General features: G+C 64.7%; 21 protein-coding genes. 16 read left to right on the top strand and 5 right to left on the bottom strand.

Annotation, left to right across the window (positions count from 1 at the left end):
* The first annotated feature begins 309 nt into the window (after window positions 1-309).
* Window positions 310-1,299 (top strand): fumarylacetoacetate hydrolase family protein, encoded by a 990-nt coding sequence (locus E4A48_RS14285; RefSeq protein WP_039007873.1) that lies wholly within the window; start codon window positions 310-312, stop codon window positions 1,297-1,299.
* A gap of 88 nt (window positions 1,300-1,387) precedes the next feature.
* Complete coding sequence (gene maiA, locus E4A48_RS14280) at window positions 1,388-2,047, top strand: maleylacetoacetate isomerase (RefSeq protein WP_058195870.1); 660 nt, start codon at window positions 1,388-1,390, stop codon at window positions 2,045-2,047.
* 104 nt (window positions 2,048-2,151) lie between these two features.
* Here the strand turns inward: maiA and E4A48_RS14275 are convergent, their stop codons facing one another.
* The gene (locus E4A48_RS14275) at window positions 2,152-3,294 is read right to left on the bottom strand and encodes a PilT/PilU family type 4a pilus ATPase (protein WP_039007869.1); all 1,143 of its coding nucleotides are present in this window, start codon (window positions 3,292-3,294) and stop codon (window positions 2,152-2,154) included.
* A gap of 98 nt (window positions 3,295-3,392) precedes the next feature.
* On the opposite strand from E4A48_RS14275, the gene E4A48_RS14270 reads away from it, so the two are divergent.
* The 11 genes from E4A48_RS14270 to E4A48_RS14220 all read left to right on the top strand — a co-directional run bounded on the left by E4A48_RS14270 (window position 3,393) and on the right by E4A48_RS14220 (window position 17,563).
* Window positions 3,393-3,785 (top strand): DUF4398 domain-containing protein, encoded by a 393-nt coding sequence (locus E4A48_RS14270; RefSeq protein ID WP_142742647.1) that lies wholly within the window; start codon window positions 3,393-3,395, stop codon window positions 3,783-3,785.
* The gene (locus tag E4A48_RS14265) at window positions 3,782-4,678 is read left to right on the top strand and encodes a coiled-coil domain-containing protein (protein ID WP_142742646.1); all 897 of its coding nucleotides are present in this window, start codon (window positions 3,782-3,784) and stop codon (window positions 4,676-4,678) included. The genes E4A48_RS14270 and E4A48_RS14265 overlap by 4 nt, the downstream gene beginning before the upstream one ends.
* A gap of 338 nt (window positions 4,679-5,016) precedes the next feature.
* Window positions 5,017-5,241 carry a YdcH family protein gene (locus E4A48_RS14260; protein ID WP_009575526.1) on the top strand — a complete coding sequence of 75 codons (225 nt, stop codon included), beginning with the start codon at window positions 5,017-5,019 and terminating at the stop codon, window positions 5,239-5,241.
* Between the two features lie 200 nt (window positions 5,242-5,441).
* Window positions 5,442-6,812, top strand: a complete 1,371-nt coding sequence (locus E4A48_RS14255; RefSeq protein ID WP_039009295.1) for a pyridoxal-phosphate dependent enzyme — start codon at window positions 5,442-5,444, stop codon at window positions 6,810-6,812.
* A gap of 82 nt (window positions 6,813-6,894) precedes the next feature.
* Window positions 6,895-8,082 (top strand): cystathionine gamma-synthase, encoded by a 1,188-nt coding sequence (locus tag E4A48_RS14250; protein WP_058195868.1) that lies wholly within the window; start codon window positions 6,895-6,897, stop codon window positions 8,080-8,082.
* Window position 8,083: 1 nt separating this feature from the next.
* Window positions 8,084-8,917, top strand: a complete 834-nt coding sequence (locus tag E4A48_RS14245) for an ABC transporter permease (protein WP_003475998.1) — start codon at window positions 8,084-8,086, stop codon at window positions 8,915-8,917.
* Window positions 8,907-10,271 carry an ABC transporter ATP-binding protein gene (locus E4A48_RS14240; RefSeq protein ID WP_142742645.1) on the top strand — a complete coding sequence of 455 codons (1,365 nt, stop codon included), beginning with the start codon at window positions 8,907-8,909 and terminating at the stop codon, window positions 10,269-10,271. Before E4A48_RS14245 ends, E4A48_RS14240 begins: the two co-directional genes overlap by 11 nt.
* 37 nt (window positions 10,272-10,308) lie before the next feature.
* Window positions 10,309-12,426: a class I SAM-dependent methyltransferase gene (locus E4A48_RS14235; protein ID WP_039007859.1), complete on the top strand. Its 2,118-nt coding sequence runs from the start codon at window positions 10,309-10,311 to the stop codon at window positions 12,424-12,426.
* 56 nt (window positions 12,427-12,482) lie between these two features.
* Window positions 12,483-14,744 (top strand): glycosyltransferase family 2 protein, encoded by a 2,262-nt coding sequence (locus tag E4A48_RS14230; RefSeq protein WP_260607956.1) that lies wholly within the window; start codon window positions 12,483-12,485, stop codon window positions 14,742-14,744.
* Window positions 14,745-14,841: 97 nt separating this feature from the next.
* Window positions 14,842-17,019, top strand: a complete 2,178-nt coding sequence (locus E4A48_RS14225; RefSeq protein ID WP_230812377.1) for a glycosyltransferase family 2 protein — start codon at window positions 14,842-14,844, stop codon at window positions 17,017-17,019.
* A 43-nt stretch (window positions 17,020-17,062) separates the two neighbouring features.
* The gene (locus E4A48_RS14220) at window positions 17,063-17,563 is read left to right on the top strand and encodes a hypothetical protein (RefSeq protein ID WP_142742644.1); all 501 of its coding nucleotides are present in this window, start codon (window positions 17,063-17,065) and stop codon (window positions 17,561-17,563) included.
* Window positions 17,564-17,569: 6 nt separating this feature from the next.
* Here E4A48_RS14220 and E4A48_RS14215 read toward each other — a convergent pair whose 3' ends face one another.
* The gene (locus tag E4A48_RS14215; RefSeq protein WP_080763452.1) at window positions 17,570-18,499 is read right to left on the bottom strand and encodes a methyltransferase domain-containing protein; all 930 of its coding nucleotides are present in this window, start codon (window positions 18,497-18,499) and stop codon (window positions 17,570-17,572) included.
* Window positions 18,500-19,027: 528 nt separating this feature from the next.
* Here E4A48_RS14215 and E4A48_RS20600 point away from each other — a divergent pair.
* The 3 genes from E4A48_RS20600 to E4A48_RS14205 are packed head-to-tail and all read left to right on the top strand — an operon-like array spanning window position 19,028 to window position 20,108.
* Window positions 19,028-19,435, top strand: coding sequence for a glycosyltransferase family protein (locus E4A48_RS20600; RefSeq protein WP_185910792.1), 408 nt, complete (start codon window positions 19,028-19,030; stop codon window positions 19,433-19,435).
* On the top strand, window positions 19,432-19,569 hold the full coding sequence (locus tag E4A48_RS21175) for a hypothetical protein (RefSeq protein ID WP_230812376.1): 138 nt from the start codon (window positions 19,432-19,434) through the stop codon (window positions 19,567-19,569). Before E4A48_RS20600 ends, E4A48_RS21175 begins: the two co-directional genes overlap by 4 nt.
* Complete coding sequence (locus E4A48_RS14205) at window positions 19,566-20,108, top strand: hypothetical protein (RefSeq protein ID WP_142742643.1); 543 nt, start codon at window positions 19,566-19,568, stop codon at window positions 20,106-20,108. Before E4A48_RS21175 ends, E4A48_RS14205 begins: the two co-directional genes overlap by 4 nt.
* Before the next feature lie 34 nt (window positions 20,109-20,142).
* Here the strand turns inward: E4A48_RS14205 and E4A48_RS14200 are convergent, their stop codons facing one another.
* From E4A48_RS14200 to E4A48_RS14190, 3 genes are read right to left on the bottom strand one after another with little or no spacing between them, the layout of a single operon-like run.
* Window positions 20,143-21,567, bottom strand: a complete 1,425-nt coding sequence (locus E4A48_RS14200; RefSeq protein ID WP_039007846.1) for a hypothetical protein — start codon at window positions 21,565-21,567, stop codon at window positions 20,143-20,145.
* Window positions 21,564-21,965: a GtrA family protein gene (locus E4A48_RS14195; protein WP_039007844.1), complete on the bottom strand. Its 402-nt coding sequence runs from the start codon at window positions 21,963-21,965 to the stop codon at window positions 21,564-21,566. The genes E4A48_RS14200 and E4A48_RS14195 overlap by 4 nt, the downstream gene beginning before the upstream one ends.
* On the bottom strand, window positions 21,962-23,266 hold the full coding sequence (locus E4A48_RS14190) for an NAD(P)/FAD-dependent oxidoreductase (protein ID WP_039007843.1): 1,305 nt from the start codon (window positions 23,264-23,266) through the stop codon (window positions 21,962-21,964). Before E4A48_RS14190 ends, E4A48_RS14195 begins: the two co-directional genes overlap by 4 nt.
* Window positions 23,267-23,422: the final 156 nt, after the last annotated feature.

Below are 23,422 nucleotides of genomic sequence, written 5' to 3'. Positions count from 1 at the left end.
GGCTCGGAGCGTTCCCGTGAACCGCGCTGCGAGAGGGTGGATCAACCCGGAGCAGACAGCGCTCGGGTTTGTCGGCACCACGAAAGGCGTCGGGCGGGGCGGGCGAGCGGATCGCAACGATCCTGACCTCGCCGGCGATCCCTAAGGGAAACGGACGGCCGCATGCAGACCTAGCCAGTCTACGCTGAATTGGCGCGTTGCACAAAAGGCGGTGCCGGTCGTCCGATAGCCGGCATTTCTGTTTCAGTTGCAACCAATATCCGGTCTGGCCGTACAATCCTCCGATCGGCTCCCCAGCACTGGACGGACATGAAGCTAGGTTCCCTGAAGGAGGGCGGTCGCGACGGCACCCTGATCGTCGTTTCCCGCGACCTGACCCGCGCGGTGCGCGCCACCGGCATCGCCGCGACCCTGCAGCGCGCGCTGGAGGACTGGAGCAATCTGGCGCCGCGCCTGAACGCGCTGTCCGAATCGCTCAACGACGGCAGCGCCGACGGCCAGTTCGACCTGGACATCGCCGCGCTGTCCGCGCCGTTGCCGCGCGCCTACGAATTCCTCGACGGTAGCGCTTATTTGCCGCACGTGGAGCGGGTGCGGCGCGCGCGCGGCGCCGAGGTGCCGGAGAGCTTCTATACCGATCCGCTGATGTACCAGGCGGTCAGCGCCGGCTTCTACGGCCCGCGCGATGCGGTCAAGGTGGTCAGCGAGGACCACGGCATCGACCTGGAGGCGGAGATCGTGGTGGTCACCGACGATGTGCCGATGGCGGTCGATGCGCAGCAGGCCGCCGCACACATCCAATTGGTCGGCCTGGTCAACGACGTGTCGCTGCGCAACCTGATCCCGGCCGAACTGGCCAAGGGCTTCGGCTTCGTGCAGTCCAAGCCGCGTTCGGCGCTGTCGCCGGTATTCGTCACCCCCGACGAGCTGGGCGAGGCGTGGCGCGACAACAAGCTGCACCTGCCGCTGCTGACCCACATCAACGGCGCCTGGTTCGGCGCGCCGGAGGCCGGCGAGGACATGCAGTTCGATTTCGCGCAGCTGCTCGCGCACGCGGCCAGGACGCGGCCGCTGGCGGCCGGCGCGGTGATCGGCTCGGGCACCATCGCCAATCAGGACACTACGCGCGGGGCGTCCTGCTTCGCCGAACTGCGGGTGGTCGAAACGCTGCGCGACGGCCAGCCGAGCACGCCGTTCATGAAGTTCGGCGACGTAGTGCGGATCGAGATGCTGGACCGTGACGGAGTGAGCATCTTCGGCGCGATCGAGCAGCGCATCGAGCCGGCCGCGCGGCCCTGAGCCGGCCAGCGGCGGCGCGCGGGCGACCGGCGGCGCGGCGCTGACGGTGTCCGCCGGTATCTTGAGCGTCCTAACGGGGAGAGAGCGCGTGCAAGAGGCGTTGCAGCTGTACACCTACTGGCGTTCCAGCGCCGCCTATCGCGTGCGCATCGGTCTCAATCTGAAGGGGCTGGCCTACCAGGCGCTGCCGGTGCACCTGCTGCGCGATGGCGGCCAGCAGCATTCGCCGGAGTACGCGCGGCTCAATCCGCAGGAACTGGTGCCGACCCTGTGCGACGACGGCCAGCCGATCCGCCAGTCGCTGGCGATCCTGGAATACCTGGACGAACGCTGGCCGGAGCCGCCGTTGCTGCCGGATGCGGCGATCGACCGCGCCCGCGTGCGCGGGATCGCGCAGCTGATCGCCTGCGACATGCATCCGCTCAACAACCTGCGCGTGGGCCAGTTCTTCGAGCACGTGTGGAGCGTGCCGCAGTCCGAGCGCGAGGAGTGGATGCGGCACTGGCTCGTACTGGGGTTCGATGCGCTGGAGCAGTTGCTCGCCGAATCGGTCGATACCGGCCGCTACTGCCACGGCGAGCAGCCGGGCCTGGCCGATTGCTGCCTGGTGCCGCAGGTGTTCAATGCGCGCCGTTTCGGCGTGGACATGCAGGCGTATCCGACCATCGCGCGGATCGAGCAGGCCTGCCTGGCGCTGCCGGGGTTCGCCGCGGCGCGCCCGGAGCAGCAGCCGGACGCGCAGGGCTGAGGCCTGGCGTCTGGACCTTGCAGGAGCGGCTTCAGCCGCGACCGGGTCTTGCCGGATGCTGTCTGTTGCGGCTGAAGCCGCTGCACAGGGTGGGGGGGGCGGTCTCAACCGAAGCCGTGGGTGATGCGCGGCGAGCTGGCGCCGCCGCCGGCGTCGTAGTCGGCGTAAGGGTCGTGTTCGCCGCTGGCGCCTTCGGACAGGCGGAACTTCAGCGCCAGGCCGTCGCGCGAGTCGGCCGCGCGCAGTGCTTCCTCCTGCTCGATCTGGCCCTGCTTGACCATCCGGTACAGGCACTGGTCGAAGGTCTCCATGCCTTCCTCCAGCGAGTCCTCCATCGCCTGCTTGATCTCGTGGACCTGGCCGCGGCGCAGCAGGTCGCGGATCATTGGCGTGTTCAGCAGCACCTCGGTGGCCGGGCGGCGGCGCTCGTTCTTGTCCTTGACCAGCCGCTGCGAAACCACCGCGCGCAGGTTCAGCGCCAGGTTCATCAGCACGTTCTTGTGCGCGCTTTCCGGGAAGAAGTTGAGGATGCGCTCGATGGTCTGGTCGGCGTTGTTGGAATGCAGCGTTGCCAGGCACAGGTGCCCGGTCTCGGCGAAGGCGATCGCCGCCTCCATCGTCGTCGCATCCAGGATCTCGCCGATCAGGATCACGTCCGGCGCCTCGCGCATCGCGTTCTTCAGCGCGTTGTTGAAAGTGTGGGTGTCCAGGCCGACCTCGCGCTGGTTGACGATCGACATCTTGTGCTTGTGCAGGTATTCGATCGGATCCTCGATGGTGAGGATGTGCCCGGTGGTGGTGCTGTTGCGGTGGTCGATCATCGACGCCAGCGAGGTGGACTTGCCCGAGCCGGTCGAGCCGACCACCAGCACCAGCCCGCGCGGGGTCATGATCACGTCCTTCAGCACCTGCGGCAGGTGCAGTTCCTCAATGCTGGGGATCTTGCTGCGGATCGCGCGGATCACCAGGCCGACCTCGCCGCGCTGCTTGAACATGTTGACCCGGAAGCGGCCGGCGTCCTGCAGCGCGATGGCCATGTTCAGTTCCAGCTCGCGCTCGAACTGCGGCACCTGGCCCTCGTCCATCAGCGAATAGGCGATTTTCTTGACCATGCCCGGCGGCAGGCCGGTGGCGCCGAGCGGGTACAGCTTGCCTTCGATCTTGATATAGACCGGTGCTCCCGTGGTCAGGAACATGTCCGAGGCGTTCTTTTCGGTCATCAGCTTCAGGAAGTAGCCGATATCCATGCGCAATGGTTCCCCAACAATCCGCGACAGCCCGTTGCAAGCGCGCCACAGGCTTCCGACAATGGCCGTGCTCGACGTCTCCGCCTACGGCCCCCTTGATGAAAACTAGCTTCGCACAAATCCGTTGCCCGCAGTATGTGATGGCGGGCGCGTTGGCGCTGTTCGCCACGTCCGCTGCCTTTGCCCAGGTCGCCTCGCCGGAACTGCAGAGCGCGCAGCAGGCGGTGCAGCGCGCGATCCAGGCCGACGCCGACCAATACGCCCCGGACCTGATCGCCACTGCCCGCCAGGGCCTGGAGCAGGCGCAACAGGCGGCGCTGGACCGCCGCCAACGCAAGACCGCACCGCAGCTGGCGCTGCGCGTGGCCGCCGACGCCGACCTGGCACGGGTGCGCAGCGAGGAGGCGGTGGCCAATGGGCAGCTGAAACAGCGCAAGGCCGAGGTGGCCGAGCTGGAACGCAGCTTGAACACCGGGGAGGGCCGTCCATGAGCCGCCGCCTGGGGATGGCCGGCCGCCTGGCCGCGCTGCTGTTGCTGGTCGCACCGCTGGCCGTGTTCGCGGCCGACGATCCGGAACTGGCGGTCCTGAACCAGCGCCTGGTCGCGCTGCAGGCCGATCCTTTGAGTGCCGACGTGGCCGCCTACGAGCGGTTGCAAGCGCAGCAGGCGGTCGCCGCGTTCGCCGCGGCCAAGCGCAAGGAGCAGGACGACGCGCGCTATCTCGCCGAGCGCCGCGTCGAGATCGCCGAGACGGCCGCACGCGCGGCACTGGCGCGGCGCCAGGTCGAGCAGTTGGAGAAGACCCGCAGCGACTTGCTGGTCGAGGCCAGCCGCCGCGAGGCCACACGCGCGCGCCAGGAAGCCGAACGGCTGCGGGTGCAGGCGCAGATCCAGGCCGAAGAGGCCGCGAGCCTGCGCCAGGCCGCCGAGGCCGAGCAGGTGGCCCGGCAGGATGCCGAGCAGGCGCTGACCAACGTGGCCGGGCAGCAGACCGCCAAGCTCAGCGCCGCGCAGCAGAAGTCGGCCAAGCTGGCCCGCGAGGAGGCCGAACTGGTCGCCGGGGCCAAACTGCCGGCGTCGCGTTTCGAGCCGCGCGGGGAGGTCTTCACCGTCGCTGGCGGCGCTTTCGCGGCAGGCAAGGCGGCGCTGTCGGCCGATGCCGCCGGCCAGGCCAAGGCGCTGGCGCAGTACCTGCAGATCGGCGCCAAGAGCCGGGTGCGGATCGAGGCCTGCGACGCCGATGCCGGCGTGGCGCAGAAACGTGCCGACGCGTTGCGCGATGCGCTGGTCGCTGGCGGGGTCGCGGCCAGCCGGTTGCAGGCGGTCGGCAAGAAGGCGCCGGCGACCAAGGCGCGTGCCGCCGAGGTGGTGATCAGCCCCTGAGCGAGCGCCGGCCGTTGCGGCCCTATGGCCGCGTTTAGCCCGGTTTTTCCCTGGGCCTGAGCGGCAAGCAACTGAATGCGAAAAAGCCGGCTGTCGTCTCTTGCCGGATCCGGTGGGGAGGCGTAGGGTCGAACTCCCAGGCGACACATCGTCGCCTGGTTCCACGGAGACACCGGGCCGATGAAGCAATGGCACGCACCGCAGCGAGACGTTCCGAGGGCAGCAGGCCCGGGCGTTGCGGTGGAGTGGCTGGCGGCCCGCGCGATTCCGCTCCCAGGCAACGCCCCGCGCCGTTCCGGCCGGGGCGTTCTTGTTTCCAGCTGAAGGAGGCTATTCCTATGTTCGAAGGGCAACCGCAGACCGAAATCGACGCGTTGATCAAGTCCGATCCGGAGTTCAAGCAGCTCTACCAACGCCACAAGACCCTGGACAAGAAGTGCATGGACGCCGAGCTCGGCGTGCTGCCGATCGACGATCTCACTCTGTCGCAGATGAAGCGGGAAAAGCTCGCGGCCAAGGAAAAGCTGTTGCGGCTCTACGACGAGCAGCAAAAGCCTCACTGATTCCTCTCTCCCACGACAAGCGTTCCATTGTCGCGGGCGGTGGCCGGCCTCCTCGTCGGCTTGCCACCGCCCGCGTCATCTCCTCCGAATCCGCGATCGCGGCTTTTTTTTGCCGATTCCGCGCTTTGTCTGACATTCCGGCGCATACCGCGGATAATCACCGGTCCAGCCGCTATGACGGCGCGATGCATCCGGACGCGATGGCCATTCACTCTTCCGTACTCGACCTGATCGGCGACACCCCCATCGTCAAGGCCAGCAAGCTCGACACCGGCGTGTGCGAGCTGTACCTGAAGCTGGAAAGCGCCAATCCCGGCGGCTCGATCAAGGACCGCATCGGCCTGTCGATGATCGAGGCGGCCGAGCGCCGCGGCGAGTTGAAGCCCGGCGCGGTGCTGGTCGAGGGCACCGCCGGCAACACCGGCATCGGCCTGGCCCTGGTCGCCCAGCAGAAGGGCTACAAGCTGATCCTGGTGGTGCCGGACAAGATGAGCCGGGAGAAGATCTTCAACCTCAAGGCGATGGGCGCTGACGTGGTGCTGACCCGCTCGGACGTGGCCAAGGGCCATCCCGAGTACTACCAGGATCTGGCCGCGCGCCTTGCCGCCGAAATGCCTGGGGCCTACTTCGTCAACCAGTTCGGCAACCCCGACAACCCGGCCGCGCACGAGTTCGGCACCGGCCCGGAGATCCTGCGGCAGATGGACGGCAAGCTGGACGCGATCGTGTTCGGCTGCGGCAGCTCCGGCACCATGACCGGGCTGTCGCGCGCATTCGCCGCCGCCTCGCCGCATACCGAACTGGTGCTGGCCGACCCGGTCGGCTCGATCCTGACCGAGTACATCGAGCACGGCACGGTCAGCGAGAAGTCCGGCAGCTGGCTGGTGGAGGGCATCGGCGAGGACTTCCTGCCCGACATCTCCGATTTCACGCGGGTCAAGAAAGCCTATTCGATCAGCGACGCGGAAAGCTTCCACACCGCGCGCGAACTGCTGGCCAAGGAGGGCATCCTCGGCGGCTCCTCGACCGGCACCCTGCTGGCCGCGGCGCTCAAGTACTGCCGCGTGCAGACCGAACCCAAGCGGGTGCTGGTGTTCGTCTGCGACACCGGCAACAAGTATCTGTCGAAGATGTACAACGACTACTGGATGCTGGATAACGGCTTCCTGGAGCGCCCGCAGTACGGCGACCTGCGCGACCTGATCCTGCGCCCATACAGCCAGCGCGATACCGTGGTTGTTGGCCCCAACGACCTGCTGACCACCGCCTATCAGCGCATGAAGCTGTACGACGTGTCGCAGCTGCCGGTGATGGACGGCGACCAACTGGTCGGCATCGTCGACGAAAGCGATGTCTTGTTGCACGTTTATGGCGACGAGGCGCGGTTTCGCGACCCGGTGTCCACGGCCATGGTCAGCAAGCTCGACCGGCTCGACGTGAAATCGCCGATCGAAGCGCTGCTGCCGGTGTTCGACCGCGGTCAGGTCGCCATCGTCATGAACGACGGCGCCTTCCTCGGCCTGATCACCCGCATCGACCTGCTCAACTACCTGCGCCGCCGCGTGCAGTGACGGTCGCCTCGTGACGGCCCCAGTACATGGGGCCGTTCAGACCGCGCTGCTAGAATCACGCCCCTCCTCTGGGAACCCCCTCATGACGGACCACACGTCCAACCCCAATGGCGACGGCCCCGCGCTGTCGCTGGCGACCCTGGCGATCCATGGCGGCCAGCATCCGGACCCGTCCACGGGCGCGGTGATGCCGCCGATCTATGCGACCTCTACTTACGCCCAGTCCAGCCCTGGCGAACACCAGGGCTTCGAGTACTCGCGCACCCACAATCCGACCCGCTTCGCTTACGAGCGCTGCGTCGCCGTGCTGGAAGGCGGCACCCGCGGTTTCGCCTTCGCCTCGGGCATGGCCGCCACCTCCACGGTGATGGAGCTGCTGGACAGCGGTAGCCACGTGGTGGCGATGGACGACCTGTACGGCGGCAGCTATCGTCTGTTCGAGCGCGTACGCAAGCGCACCGCCGCATTGGAGTTCAGCTTCGTCGACCTGACCGATCCGGCCGCGTTCGCCGCGGCGATCGGACCCAAGACCAGGATGGTGTGGATCGAGACGCCCACCAACCCGATGCTGAAGATCGTCGACATCGCCGCGATCGCCGCGATCGCGCACAAGCACGGCCTGCTGGTGGTGGTGGACAACACCTTCGCCTCGCCGATGCTGCAGCGCCCGCTGGAGCTGGGTGCGGACATCGTGGTGCATTCGGCCACCAAGTATCTCAACGGCCACTCCGACATGGTCGGCGGCATCGCCGTGGTCGGCGCCAACGCCGAACTGGCCGAACAACTGGCGTTCCTGCAGAACTCGGTGGGTGGCGTGCAGGGCCCGTTCGACAGCTTCCTGGCGCTGCGCGGGCTCAAGACCCTGCCGCTGCGCATGCGCGCGCATTGCGACAACGCGCTGCAGCTGGCGCAGTGGCTGCAGACCCATCCGGCGCTCGACAAGGTGATCTATCCCGGCCTGGCCTCGCATCCGCAGCACGCCCTGGCGCAACGGCAGATGTCCGGCTTCGGCGGCATCGTCTCGATCGTGCTCAAGGGCGGTTTGGACGCGGCCAAGCGCTTCTGCGAACGCACCGACCTGTTCACCCTGGCCGAATCGCTGGGTGGCGTGGAAAGCCTGGTCAACCATCCCGCGGTCATGACCCACGCCTCGGTGCCCTTGGAGCGGCGCGCCCAGCTCGGCATCAGCGATGCGCTGGTGCGTTTGAGCGTGGGGGTCGAGGATGTGGGGGATTTGCAAGCCGACCTCGATCGCGCGCTGCGGAGCTGACATGCACGACGTGCTGCAACGGGCGAATCGCATTTCGCCGACCGGACCGTTCCATGCCTGGCTGCACTATCCCAGCCTGACGATGGAGATGACCCGACGCGACGTGCTCGGTCGCTATCGTGGGGCCAGCTTCGGCCTGCTTTGGTCGCTGATCAGTCCCTTTATGATGCTGATCATTTACACCTTGGCGTTCGGTTACGTGCTGAAATCGCGCTGGCCGGGGACCAGCGGCAACATCGCCGACTTCGCGATGCTGCTGTTTCTCGGTCTGATCGTGCACGGCCTGTTCGCCGAATGCCTGACGCGCGCGCCCACTCTGGTCATCGGCAATGCGAACCTGGTCAAGCGCATCGTGTTTCCGCTCGATGTCCTGCCTTGGACGATGGTGCTGTCGGCCCTGTTCCACGCCTGTACCAATTCCCTGGTGTTCGTGGTGCTGAACCTGATCGTGCGGCATGAAATGCACCCGACGCTGGTCTTCCTGCCGATCGTGTTCCTGCCGCTGGCGGTCGGATTGCTCGGCCTGGGATGGCTGCTGTCCTCGCTGAGCGTCTTCCTGCGCGACATCGGGCAGATGACCGGCGTGATTGCCACGGCAACCTTGTTTTTGTCCTCGGCCATCGTTCCGGTGAGCACGCTGCCGCCGAAGTACCAGTTCGTCTTCCACCTCAATCCCTTGACCTTCATCATCGACGAGGCGCGCGACGTGGCGTTCTGGGGGCGCGCGCCGGATTGGGCGGGCCTGGGGATGTACACGCTCGGTGCGCTGGCGTTCGCCTATTTCGGTTACTTCGTGTTCCAGAAGACGCGCCGGGGGTTCGCCGATGTCCTCTAAGCCCCTGGCCGTGCAATCGGGTAGTCCGGTGTCCAGCGACGCCGATCTGGTGGTCGATGCACGTGGCGTCGGCAAGTGCTACCACATCTACGACCGGCCTTCGCATCGTCTGCTGCAGGGCTTGGTGGGCGGTTCGCGCCGCTACTATCGCGAATTCTGGGCTTTGCGCGGCGCCGATCTGCAGGTGCGCCGCGGCGAGACGGTCGGCCTCATCGGTCGCAACGGTTCGGGAAAATCGACGTTCCTGCAGATGATCGCCGGCACGCTGACCCCGACCGAGGGCAGCATCCAGGTGAAGGGGCGAGTGGCGGCATTGCTGGAGCTGGGAAGCGGCTTCAATCCCGAATTCACCGGGCGCGAGAACGTCTATCTGAATGCCGCGATCCTGGGCTTGAGCAAGGACGAGGTGGATGCCAGCCTCGATCGCATCCTCGCCTTCGCCGACATCGGTGCGTTCATCGACCAGCCGATCCGCAGCTATTCCAGCGGCATGGTGGTGCGCCTGGCGTTCGCGGTGCAGGCGCAGGTGCATCCGCAGCTGCTGATCGTCGACGAAGCCTTGTCGGTCGGCGACGCCAAGTTCCAGGCCAAGTGCTTCGCGCGGCTGAAACAGCTCAAGGACGATGGCGCTTCGATTCTGCTGGTCAGCCACTCGGCCGATCAGATCGTGCAGCATTGCGAGTTCGCGCAGTTGCTCGATGGCGGCCGCGTGCTGCGTCAAGGCAAGCCCAAGGACGTGGTCAACGCCTACTACAATTTGTTGTTCGGCAGCGGCGACAGCGAGGCTCCGGCGCCCGACGCGGGCGAGCGGGCCGCGGATGCGCCATTCCCACAGACGGCGCCGTTCGCCGGCGAGGGCAGTGGCTACGAGTCGCGTCCCAACTACAATCCGCACGAATTCCGCTGGGGCGATGCGGCCGTGCGCATCACCGACTTCGAGTTGCGCTCGGCGCAAGCGCTCTATCCGCCGATTCTGGAGTCCGGCCAGGAAGTGCGCCTGGTGGTCAGATTGGCGTTCGATCGGGAGGTGGTCAGGCCGATCGTCGGCTTCACCTTGAAGACGGCCGAAGGCGTTGTCGTTTACGGGACCAATACCGAGTACAAACCATTGCCAGCGTTCACCGCGGGCGGTGCTGCCGGTAGTACGGTCGATGTCGTGGCCACCTTCCGCTGCGACCTGGCCGATGGCGACTATTTTCTGTCCGTGGGCGTGGCCAGCCGTGGCGAAGAGGACGTGGTGCCCCATGACAGGCGCTACGACAGCATCCATTTCAAGGTGATCAACGCCGATTTTTTCGGTATGGGCGGGCTGGACATGCAGCTGGAAATCGCAGGTTCTCGCCAGGCTGTCTGATCAATCACGCCGACGATGATTCAAGAGGAAGCATTGCATGATTGATTTATTGGCAGCAGCTGGCTATGTCCTGCCTGCGGACGTTGCCGTATGGCGCCGTGAGGGCTATGACAGCATCGACTACAGCGATGGTGACAGTTCCGAAGATGGGTTGTTGGCGACGTTGCGCGCCGCTGCCGATGTCAGCGTGTTTTCTTCCGATCTGGCGGCCGCTTGCGTCGATTGGCCGAGCCGTTATCACCTGTCCACGGAGCGCGCGAACCTGCTGCGGCCGTTCGCGCAGTATCTCCAGCCCGGTGCCAGCGTTCTCGAAATCGGTGCCGGATGCGGGGCGGTCACGCGCTATCTCGGCGAGAGCGGGGCCGACGTGCTGGCGCTGGAAGGCTCGCTGCGGCGTGCAAGCATCGCCCGCGAGCGCACCCGCGAGCTAGGCAATGTCGCGGTGGTGGCCGAGCGGTTTCAGGATTTTTCCGTCGCCCAGCGCTTCGACGTGGTGACCCTGATCGGTGTGCTGGAGTACGCCAGCCTGTTTTCCGACGCGCAGAGTCCCGCGTTGCACATGCTGCAGGCTGCGAAGCGGCTGTTGGCGCCGGGTGGGCGCCTGATTCTTGCCATCGAGAATCAGTTGGGTCTGAAGTATCTGGCTGGCGTGCCGGAAGATCATCTGGGGCATGCGATGGTCGGGTTGGAGGACCGCTATCAACCGCGCGGCGCACGCACCTACGGGCGCAACGAACTCGACGCGCTGCTCCAGCGCGCCGGCTACGCACGCAGCCGTTTCTCGGCGCCCTTGCCCGATTACAAGATGCCGGCAACGATCCTGACCGAACGCGGCATCTCGGCCGACCCCGTTCTGTTCAATGCCGGCGCGCTGGCATCGCAGGCGGTTTTCCTCGATCCCCAGCTCACGCCGACGACATTCAATCTTCAGCGCGCCTGGCCGGTCGTCGCGGCCAATGGCTTGGCGCTGGATCTGGCCAATTCCTTCCTGGTGGAAGCGGTGGCCGACGACGCGGCGATGGCCGAACAAACGGCGCTGGCGTATCACTACAGCACGCAGCGGCTGGGCGCCTATGCGCGTGAAACGGTTTTCGTGGCGGAGCAGGGTCAATCGGTGCGGGTGCATGCACGCAGGTTGTCCGACGCGCCAGCGGCAGACGGTGGGGTGCGTCTGCAGGTGGAACGCGATATGGAGTATTTTCAGGGTCCTCTGCTGGTCGACGGAATTCGTTCGGTACTGAGTCAGCCTGGCTGGACCCAAGCCGATCTGATCGCGGAAGTCAGACGCTATTTGCACGCATTGGCGCAGGTGCTGCATGACGAGGGACATGCCATCGCGTTGGACAGTGTCGACAGCGTTTTGCCCGACGACTATCTCGACGCCACACCATCGAATTTGTTGTGCACCGCCGATGGCCGGATCGTCTACTTCGATCGCGAGTGGGTCGTCGAGCGGCCGACGCTTGGCTGGCTGCTGTTGCGTTCGCTGTTGTTCACCTATGGCGGCAGCGTCGTGGCGCCGATGGCCGGAGGCGAGCCGATCATGTTGCGGACCCTGCTGCTGGATGTCGTGGCTGGGGTGTTGGCTCGCTCGGCAAATAGTGGTTTCGATCTCTGGCTTGAGCGCGAATTGGCGTTTCAGCGCCAAGTCACGGGCAAGGATCAGCGCGAAGCGATCGACAATATGCTCGATGCGCCCGTGCCGCGTGCCGCAGCGGGGGGGGCGGCGGCCGGGCGCCAGCACGTAGAGATCGCAGACTGCTTCGCGTCGCTTCAGCACGCGTTCAACCTGGCTGGTCAGCACAGCGTGAACATGCATGCCTCCATCGAGGCGCTGCACACCTCCCTTGGAGATGGTCTGGCGCAGACGCTGCCGGCGTTGCAGCGGATTGAGGCCGTCGTCCAGCAGTTGGCCGAGGGCCAGGGTGCCTTGCATGACCGAATCGTCGCCACTGACGATCGTCTGGTCGATTCGATCCGGCGCTGGAGCACGCAGCAGGCCGAATTGACCGGCCGGCTCAGCGGTGCGCTGGACCGGATGGAGCGATACGCTGCGCTCGAGGCCAAGATGGATGCGCTCGCTGCCGTCCAGGGCCAGCAGATGGACATGCTTGCACAGCTGCAAGGAAGCAGATGGTGGAAGTTGCGGCGGTGACTGCGGCGGATTCGAGCCAACCACCGCCAACGCGAATGCGTTGGGATGCGACGCCGTTGGCCGATCTTGCCTGCATCGCCGCTGGCGAGATCGCGACCTGGGAATCGGTCGGGTCCGATCCGCAGTTCGCGCTGGGCCAGTCTGCACTGCCGCTTGCCGCCGGCTGGTACCGGCTGCGTGGTGTCTTGCGCGAACTGGATGGACGCCTGGCCAGCCCCTGCCTCTATCCCGACTATGGGAGCGGGATCGCCGAAGACACCCGAATCGATCTCGCGCTTGCCGCTGGCCGTGGCCGCTTGGATGTCGTGGTGCAGTTTCCCGCGCCGCTGCAGTCGCTGAGGTTCGACCCGACCAACGCCTATGCGAGGTTCGAGCTGGGGCCGCTGGAGTGTTACCGGTTGAGCGAGCGCGAAGCCTTCTGGTTGCTGCTGCGCAGCGGTATCGGTGAGCGGCTGCGCGATGCGCCACAGGAAGCGCTGGAACTGGTCGATGAGGCGCAGTCGCAGTGGCGCGAGCAGGGCGCGAACGCGTCCTTGCAGGCCCTGCTGCGCACCGAGCGTGCGGACACGACGGCGCGCGATGCCGGCTATGCGACATGGGTACTGCGCGAGGATCGGCGGCTGGCCGAGCTGGTGTCGATGCCGGGCAGCGAGATCTGTGTCCAGGCTCCGGTTCTCTCGCTGGTATTGCACGATCGAGCGGGAGTGGATTTCTCGGCATGCCTCGATGCGCTCGGTTCTCTGGCGGGGCAAGCGGTCGAAATCGTGGCCGATGCCCGGCAGCTGGGCGAGTGGCCCGTGCAGAGGGCGCTGCCATCGCTGCGCAGGGTGGATGCTTCGGCGTTGCTGGGCGCGCGTCTGCGCGTGGCGCAAGGCGCCTACGTGGCGGTGCTGGCGGCGGACGATCGCCTCCATCCGATGATCGCCAAGGTCCTCTCTCAGCTGGTCTGGCTTGATGCCGCGACCTTGGTGTACAGCGACGAGGACAGGTTGGACGACGACGGGCGGCGTTTCGCGCCGCTGTTCAAGCCGGCTTGGGACCGCCTGCGCTGGTACGAACAGGATTATCTCGGGCGCAGCGCCTGCGTGCGCAAGCAGGCGCTTGTGGATGGCCTGCTCGATGGCCTCGACCCGGATGCGCCGTGGTTCTCGCTGCTGTGCGCGCTGATCCACAAGCGTGCCGCGATCCCGCTGCACCTGCCGCATATGTTGCGTCACGTGAATGGCGACGTCGGCCCGATTTGCGCGCCGTTTGCGCGTAGCGAAGCGGACGCGACGGCGCGTGCGCGCGTGCTCGGCGCGGCGTTGCAGCCCCAAGGCGCGCGGATCGATGTGGTAGACCAGCAGCGCTTGCGTGTGCACTATGCGCTGGACGCCGAGCCGGACGTCGAGATCGTCATCCCGACACGCGATCGCATCGATCTGCTCGAACAGTGCATTTCCACACTGCTCGCCAAAACAGCGTATTCGCGCTATCGCATCACGGTGGTGGACAACGGCTCCGTCGAAGCGCGCTCGCATGCCTATTTCGAGGCGATCGGCCAAGATCCGCGGGTGCGGATACTGCGCTACGACCATCCGTTCAATTATTCCGCGATCAACAACTACGCCGTGGCGCATTGCACGGCGCAGATTGTGGTCCTGCTCAACAACGATATCGAAATCACCGATGCGGGGTGGCTGCAGGAACTGGTGCGGCTGGCGTCACGCCCGGGGGCGGGGGCGATCGGCGCGAAGCTGTTCTATCCGGACGGGTCGCTGCAACATGCCGGTGTGGTGCTGGGCATCGGCGGCGTGGCGGCGCACGCGTTCGCCCACGCGCCGCACGATTTCGCCGGCGAATACGGCCGCGCGTTGCTGACGCAGCGCTATTCGGCGGTCACTGCGGCGTGCCTGGCAGTGACACGCGCGGCCTATGTCGCAGTGGGCGGCCTGGATGAATCGATCGCGGTGGCGTTCAACGATGTCGACTTCTGTCTGCGGCTGTGTGCGCACGGTTACGACAATGCGTGGACGCCGCACGCCCAGGCCTACCATCATGAATCGGCCAGCCGGGGCATCGAGGATGATCCAGTCAAGCAGGCGCGGTTTGCCGGCGAGGTCGCCACGATGCAGGCGCGTTGGCAGCAGGTGCTCGGTGACGACCCGGCCTATAGCCCATGCCTGTCGCTCGAGACGCCAGCGTTCTCGCTGGATCCCGACCGTCACGCGGTGGCGCTGGCACGAGATTTACATCCCGTTTATCCTACGCACTACGCGCCCCCGGTGACCCGAGGGACTTTTCCCCGAGAGTTAGATGTCCGAAACGATTGCACTTAGCGTCACGCCCCTGCAGCAGATTGCGCCGCTACCTCCGACATTCCCGGCTGCGGCAGCGCACGACGCGATGTGGCGCGCCTCCGGCAGCGACCCTCAGATGGAACTGCGTTGGCAGGGCGAGGCCCTGGCGGGCGGCTGGTATCTGCTCACCGGCGAGCTGACGGTCTATCGCGGGCGCATGTTCGCGCCGGTGCTGTATCCGACGTATCGGGTCAGGCACAGCGGCGAGGCCGAGCGTATCGATCTTCCTCTCAATATCCCCAGCGGCGAAACGCGGCGGTTCGAGATCGTGGTCCGTTTGGTGGAGTCCACCACCGGCATCCGCTTCGATCCCTCTGTCGCGCCGGTGGATTTCAGTCATTCCGTCCTGCACCTGCAGCGCATCGAGCGCGGCGGCGCCATGTGGCGTCTGTTCGGCGCATCGTTCGATCGCCGCGAAGGCGGTGTGAGCAAGCTGCGGCTATTGGCGCGAACGACGATCGATCTGCTGACCAAGGGCGTCCGCAGGATGGCCGATCGGCTCTATCACGAATACGCGACCCGCATGCGTTCGGGCTCTTTCTCCGACTACGAGGTGTGGCAGGAGTTCTACGACTGCCGCGATGCCGCGTGGCAAGAGGCTGCAGATGCAGAACTCGCCTCGCTAACGCGCAGGCCGCTGGTTTCGGTGATCGTGCCGACGTACAACACCCCCGAGCGCTGGTTGCGGCGCTGCATCGAAAGCGTGCGCGAGCAGGTATACCCGAATTGGGAGTTGTGCATCGCCGACGATGCTTCCTCCGATCCTGCAGTGCTGCAGGTGCTTGCCGAGTATGCCGAACGCGACGATCGCGTGCGGTTCCAGCGGCGCGAGCAGAACGGGCATATTTCCGCGGCGTCGAACACAGCCCTGCAAATGGCCAGGGGCGAGTTCGTGGCATTGCTCGACCACGACGACGAACTACATCCCTTGGCCCTGCTCAAGAGCGTCCACGCGTTCGAGAAAAATCCGCAGTGGCAGATGCTGTTCACCGACGAAGACAAGATCGACGTGGAGGGGAAGCGTTCGGATCCCTACTTCAAGTCCGACTGGAATCCAGATCTGTTCCTTTCGCAGAACTGCGTCTGTCACTTGACCGTCTATCGTGCCGAAGCGGTGCATGCGGTCGGCGGTTTCCTGGAGGGATTCGAGGGCGCGCAGGATTGGGATCTGACCTTGCGGATCACCGAGAGGCTGCCGCACGATGCGGTCGGCCATCTTCCGCTGGTGCTGTATCACTGGCGCATGATCAGCGGCTCCACCGCGATGGCGCCGGGTGAAAAGTCGTATGCGCATCTTGCCGCGCTGCGCGCCGTCCAGGCGCATCTGGACCGAACCGGCAACGGTGGGAAGGTGCTGGAGATGCCGACCTATAGCGGCTATTTCCGCATTTCGTATCCGCTGCCGGAACCGGCGCCGCTGGTCAGTCTGCTGATTCCCACCCGCGATCGCATCGATCTGCTCAAGCAGTGCATCGATTCGATTCTGGAGCGCACCGACTACCCGAACTACGAGATCGTGGTCATCGACAACGATTCCCAGGAGCAGGCGTCCAGGGAGTATTTCGCGCAGGTCCAGCAGGATCCGCGCGTGCGCGTGTTGTCGTATCCGCATCCGTTCAACTACTCGGCGATCAACAACGCCGGCGCACGCGTGGCACGCGGCACGGTGCTGGGGCTGCTCAACAACGATATCGAAGTCATCAGTCGCGATTGGCTGGACGAGATGGTCGGCCACGCATTGCGCCCGGAGATCGGCGTGGTGGGCGCGATGCTGTATTACCCGAACAACACGATCCAGCACGCCGGCGTGATCCTCGGCATCGGTGGCGTGGCCGGGCACTGCTATGTGGGCATGGCGCGCGGCTGGCCGGGCGACAAACACCGCGGCGGCCTGGCGCAGAGTCTGAGCGCGGTGACCGCGGCCTGCGCGATCGTGCGCCGTTCGGTGTTCGAGCAGGTCGGTGGCCTGGATGAGCAACTGGAAGTGGCCTTCAACGATGTCGACTTCTGCCTGCGCGTGCGCGAGGCCGGCTATCGCAACCTGTGGACCCCGTTCGCCGAGCTGTATCACCACGAATCGGCGTCGCGCGGCTACGAGACCACCCCGGAGAAGATCGCTCGCTTCAAGCGTGAGGAGAGCTTCATGAAGGCGCGCTGGGGCAAGGCGTTGCAGCAGGATCCGTACTACAACGTCAATTTGACAACCGAATCGACGCCATTCACGTTAGCTTATCCACCACGCGTTGTGAACTAAATAGCCTCTTCTTGCATCATGTCACTTACTCTGGAGTCCTGCCGTGCGACCGATTACCTTGATTGTTCCCCTGATGCTGACCTCGCTGGTCGCGTGTAAGCAGAATGAAGCTCCGATCCCGGGAGATTCGAGCACCGATGCAGTCAAATCGGCGGTATACCAAATCCCCGTGCAACCACTTGCAGCCGGTGGCGACTGTGCATTGGATTCAGTGAACGGCGCGCCGGCGGCGAATGCGTCGCTCAAGACCGGGACTGGCGCATTGTTCGCAGGTTGGATGGGCGACGCGCAAAAGCAGGTTCCCGAGAAAGCCGAGCTGATCTTCAAAGGACAAGGGCAGTCCTATCAGTATCCGCTTCGTGCGGGGGGCGAGCGCCAGGATGTGGTGGCGGTACTGGGCGCTCCGGGTCTGGCCAAGTCCGGCTATAACGTCACGCTTTCGCTTGGAGGGGTGGCGCCTGGCAAGTACGCTCTTTCCATCGTCAATGGTGGAGATGCTGCGACCGAGTGCAATCTGAACATCGATCTGACCATCACCGACTGATCGCAATCAGCGCCAGCGCCGTTGCTCGCTACGTCCGTACTCGACGTAGTGATCGTTGGGATCCACCCCGGCCGCGCGTACATCAGGATTGAGGTGATAGTAGAGGTTGGCGTCGAATCCTTCCGGCAGCGAGCGGTAACGCTCGCCTGCTGCGGGATAGCTGGCCATCCGCGATGTCCGGTCCATGTGATCAGCACGGCCGAGCCTGACCAGGAATTCGTTTTCCGCGGTGCCGCGCAATTCGAGAAGATGAAGTTCCACCATGCCGGCGGCAACGACAGTGCGCATTAAATTGCAGAAGGATTCCGGTGTGAATGCCCAGCAGTGAACGTCGAAATACTCGCCGCTCGCCAGCACATGTCGGGCAATCGACAACGCACGGTCTGGCTTGCGGCTGAGTTTGAGTTCCTCGAGTGCTGGCTGATGGTTCCAGCTGATTTGATCATCTAGCTTCACTTCATTGGCGAGCGCATCGAAGATGCGACCAGGCGAAGGGCGCGAATGTTCCAGCAGCGCTGCTTCCACCCATTCTCCAGCGGTGGTTTCCCGCCGCAAAGCATCGAAGCAGCGTCCTCGATCCGGTATCGCCAGTGCCAGCCATCCTCCATCCTCTAGCAGCGTGTGAATGTCGGTCAGCCATTTGATCGGGTTCGGGACATGCTCAATGACATGCGATGCGATGAGATAGCGAAACCGGTCGTCACCCACCGCCGCGAGTAGTCCGCCCGGGCCGATGATGTAATCGATCTCTGGAATGCCTGCTGGATCCACCCCCGAATGGTCCGCGTACTTTTGAATGAGGGCTTCACGTCCCAGGTGGTCGGCATAGCGAATCTGCGCTCCCGGCTTACCCACGATGGGGTGATTAAGCGGACCAATCTCCAGTCCCAGGTAATTTTCTGTGATGCCTTGGCGCAACCATGCAGTACGATCCATCAACTACTCCAATGACCAATTGCAATAGTGCAAAAACAGGCCGAACGGTATTTTGCTTGGTGCAGAATCTAATCGCGACTTGTGCTTGCGAGCGTGCCTCAATCTTTTTTGGTGGGCAAGATTTTTCGCAACGTTGGGCGTCGAGCATCTGGCGCAGAAGATCCAGCTTGGGCTAAGGTATCTCGAAATGGGGTGCGTTCAATGCTTCTGTGTTGCCGGTACGTAGATACTGCAGCGCATTGCGCTGTTGCAGTGCAAACGCGCTCCATCTGTCTACCAATTCCGTACTGTTTTATCCGGACGGCTCGCATGCAACATGCAGGTGTCGGGCTGGGCATTGGCGGCGTCGCTGCCCATCCCTTCACTGATGCGCCCACGATTTTGCTGGCGACCACGCCTGTCGCTCGAAGCGCCCGCGTTCTCGCTCGATCCCGACCGCCATGCACTGGTGCTGGCACGGGGTTCATATCCCGTTTATCCTTTGGAGTACGCGCCCCGGTGACCCGGGGGACTTTTCCCGAGAGTTAGATGTCCGAGATGTCCGAAACGATTGCACTTAACGTCACTCCACTGCAGCAGATTGCGCCGCTGGCTTCCACCTTTCCCGTCACGGCGTCGCACGATGCGGCATTGCGGGCCTCCGGTAGCGATCCCCAGGTGGAACTGCGTTGGCAGGGCGAAGCGCTGGCTGGCGGCTGGTGCCTGTTCACCGACGAAGACAAGATTGATGTGGAAGGGAAGCGTTCGGATCCCTACTTCAAGTTGGACTTGAATCCTGACCTGTTCCTTTCGCAGAACTGCGTTTGCCACCTGACTGTCTATCGCGCAACCTGTGGACCCCGTTCGCCGAGCGGTATCGACACGAACCGGCGACGCGCGGCGACGAGACCACTCCGGAAAAGATCGCGCGCTTCAAGCGTGAGGAGAGCTTCATGAAGGCGCGCTGGGGCAAGGCGTTGCAGCAGGATCCGTACTACAAGGTCAATCTCACGGTGGAATCCACGCCGTTCACGCTGGCCTATCCGCCGCGCCCTTGGGAACCGCAATCGTCGGGTCGAGCGCTTGCATGAGCGCGCGCCATTGCGCCGCAAGCGTCGGGATCGGGAAGCGCCTGCCTTGGCTTGCGCTGGCGCTCGGCACGATGCTCGCCGGGTGCCACAGGCAGCCGCCGATTTCCGACGAAGGCATCGCCGCGGCGACCGAGCCGGCGTTCGCGCCCTATGCTGGGCCGGTCTCCGACTTGCCTGCGGGCGGACGTTGCAGCCTGGATGCGGTCGACGGCAAGCCGGCACAGCAGGCCCGCGTCAGGCCGCCCAGCTGGGTCACGTTCGGCGGCTGGATGGCGGATGCGGCGGATGCGGTGCCCGATGCGGCGATCCTCGTGCTGAACTCCGCTGCGGCGTCGTACGCGGTTCCCATCGTCGCTGGCGGTGAACGGCCGGATGTCGTCCAGGCGTTCGGCAAGCCGGCGTTGCTGCGATCGGGTTACAACCAGCGGGCGTGGTTGCCGGCCATCCAGCCCGGACGCTATCGGGTCTTCCTGGTCTACGGACGCGACAAGGCCGCGTCGGCATGCGCAATGGGAACGCTCGCCGCTGGCGCGCCTTGAGCGCTGCTTCTAGCGCCACAGCTACTGGCGTTCGCTATAGCCGCCGCTGGCGCACGTCGTTCGGCGAGGTGAAGCTGTGCAGCGGCCTGGGCCGGTCGCTGCCGGAAAGCGCCTGCAGCAGATACGGATCTTGCAGGAGCTGATGTAGCCGTTGCGAATTCGGATAAGGCAGCGGTAGCTGCCCGCTTTCGAACGTGACGTCGTCTTTGGAGGCGATGTAGTACAGCACGCCTTGCGCCTGCGCCTGGGTGGCCTCGTGGCGGGCGCGCAGCGCCTCCATATCGACGTGGAATCGTTCGGCCCAGCCACCGAATAAGGTGAGCGTAAACAGCGCTGCCACCGCGTAAGTGCCGCGTTGGACCAGCGCAGGAACGTTGTGACGCAGTTGCAGCAGGCGGATGGCGAACCAGGCATTTGCGAACAACCCGGGAATGAGAATCTCGGTATAGCGCGGAGAAAGTTCCACCAGGTCGTGGCCTCGCCCATAGGCAATGGCGGCGGCCTGCAGGCCGCCCCAGGCCAACAGACCGGCCATCGTGATGTCGGTCTTGCCGGCTGGCCGGGCATACAGGGTCAATGCCACGCCGAGCACGCCGGGCAGCCAAAGCAGCAGCGCAGGCACGTGCATGCCGCGCACCGGCCAGCTCAATACGCGGGTCAGGCCGCCAAACAGCTCGAGCCCGGATTGCGCGCGCATGACGGCATGCTCGGGGATGACCGGCATGCTTTTGTACGCCAGCACGGCGATCGCCAGCAACAGGCAAATGGCCAGGACGGATGGCCACCTGCGCCCGGGCAGCAGCCAGGCGGCCAGCGCATAGGTGGCCGCCGCTGCGACCGGCGTCAGCAGGCCCGATGCCATCGTGAGCACGCTGATCACGCAGAGCAAGACAACGCCGCCGATGGCGATGAGATTTTCATGCATTGCCGCGGCGAGCGAGACCGCCAAGACGGCAGACAGGATCAGGAAGTAGAACTGGCTCTGGAAGCCGACCAGGAAGTTCTCCCAGGAGTAGGGCAGCACCGCCGCGCAGATCGCCACGGCAATCAACAAGAAACGCGAGCGCAGCGAGGCGCCGATGCGCATGCCGTGCCAGACCAGAATGGCGGGAATCATTGCGTAGATCGCCGCGCTGATCCTGGCTTCGTAGATGTTGTTCCATTGTCCGGTTGCGAGGTAGCTCACCAGCGTCACCAACTTGGTAGGCACAATCCGATGTTCGTTGTGCGCATGCAACAGATCGGCCAAGCCTAGCGAGCCCGACAGCAGTGGTTTCAGCAGATGGTCGCCCTCCGCATCCCATTGATCCCAGAACGGCATGCTGACGGCAAAGTGTTCGATGTAAAGCAGGCGCGCGGCAAGTGCGACCAGGCCCACGGCCACAGCGATCCACCATGCGGAACCAGGCCGGAACTGACGCAGGCTGGCACGTGTATGTTGCATGTCAGTTCCGTTCATGCTGGCCGCTCTTTGAAGGTGAGTGCCTTGTGGCCGAAGTAGCTGGTGAACACAGGCACCGCCACGCCGATCGCGTGCGCCAGCGTTTCAGGATGGAAGCGCATGCCCATCGCCGGAAAAATCCAGCGTGCGAGGATCAGGCTGCAAGCGAGCGTCTGCAGCACGGCGGCGATATTGATCAGGGTGAACCAGATGGCCTGGTGCCTCAGGCCGGTGCTGGCCGCTTCGAACACGAACATGCGGTTGAGCAAGAACGCGGTGAGCATGCCGATGAGATAGGCCACCACGATCGACCATGTGTACGGCATGACCTGGCCGAGCAGGATGCGCGAGCCGAAATTGGCAGCGGCAGCGGTCCCTCCCGCCAGCAGGAACTTGATGAACTTGCGCGATGTCATGCCTGAAGCACGGCTTCTGCCAGGCGGTCCGCCGCTTGCAGGCTCTCGGAGATCGAACGGTCCTCAGGGTAGTAATAGGCGGTGTCGGCCATGAAAAACCCGTTCAGCGGGGTCCGCATCGCCGGCAGGCGATCCTGGAAGCCTGGCGGGCAGATGGTCTGCGCGAATTCATAGCGGTGGCAGTGGGTTGCCAGCACCCAGTCGCGCTGGAAGGACGGATTCAGCTTCGGCAGATAGCCAAGCACTTCTTCGATCAGCGCTTCGTTGCGCATGCTCCATTTCGGGTGGGTCTTGGGCATGTAGAACGGGGCGTACAAGATCTTCTGCCCTGGTGGTGTGGTGGGGTTGAGGTTGCTGTACTCGATCACGCCCGGGATCGCGATGCTCGGGTCGCTGATGTTCATCCAGAAGTTTTCGCTGACCGGCTGCTTCAGTTTGAGGATGACGCAGGCGACCGGAATATTTTCGATGGCGCGGATCTGGGCGCTGAAATCGGGTGGCAGGCCCGGTACCATCGCCGGTACGTATTGGATGGGGGCCGTGGAGACCACGCCATCGTAGGCAACGAACTGGCCGCCGGCGCGTACGCCGCTGACGCTGCCGTTTTCGCTGACGACTTCGTCGATGCCCTGCGACAACACAATGCGACCGCCGCGGGCGGTGATGTCTGCGGCCATCTTGTCGAGCAGGGTCATCGAGCCGCCATCCAGGTAGCCCAGGCTTTCGTGCATGAGGCTGCGCCGCGACAACGCGATGCGCTTGATGCGCGTGCCGATCCAGCTCGCGGAAAGATTGTCCCGGTACTCGAAGAACTTCAGCCGGAATGCGTCCCTCCACATCACGTCGTACGCCTTGTCGCCGATCCACTTGCGGATCCACGTGGTCGCATTGACCTTGTCCAGCGCCGTCCAGTCCTTGATACCCTTGGTGTACATGACGTGCAGCGCGTAGCGCAATTTGCTGATCGGCCCAAGATGCGGGAAGCCCAGCAATGCGAACGGCGTGCCCCACTTGTAGAGCTTGCCATTGTAGAAATAGCCCATCTTGGTGTCTGTCCAATGCAGCTTGTCGGACAGGCCGTAACGGCTCAGCAAAGCGAACAGCGGATCGTCGGTCTTGCAGATGAAGTGATAGTAGCGCTCGATCGGAAGGCCATCGAAATCGAAGGTGGCGGACATGCCGCCGATGCGGTCGTCGCGTTCGTAGATGTCCACGCTGTGGCCGGCGTCGAGGAGCCGAACGGCCGCCATCAGGCCCATGGGGCCGGCGCCGACGATCGCGTAGTGCTTCTTTGAGGTCATGTCATTGGCTTCAGTAGAGGGTCGCCAGCGCCAGCAGTCAGGGGCGGCGCGGCAGGCAGGAGGCAAGTTTAGCGTGTCATCGCCATGGGTGATGCGGTGGCGGGGTGCGTCAGGTCCGCGGGGCGCGGGGCGTCATATGCAGAGCGCCAGGCGTGG

The sequence above is a fragment of the Xanthomonas translucens pv. cerealis genome (assembly GCF_006838285.1).
GTDB lineage: Bacteria > Pseudomonadota > Gammaproteobacteria > Xanthomonadales > Xanthomonadaceae > Xanthomonas_A > Xanthomonas_A cerealis.
The sequence above is the reverse complement of the archived record's forward strand: the minus strand, read 5'-3'. Positions and strand labels throughout refer to the sequence as shown.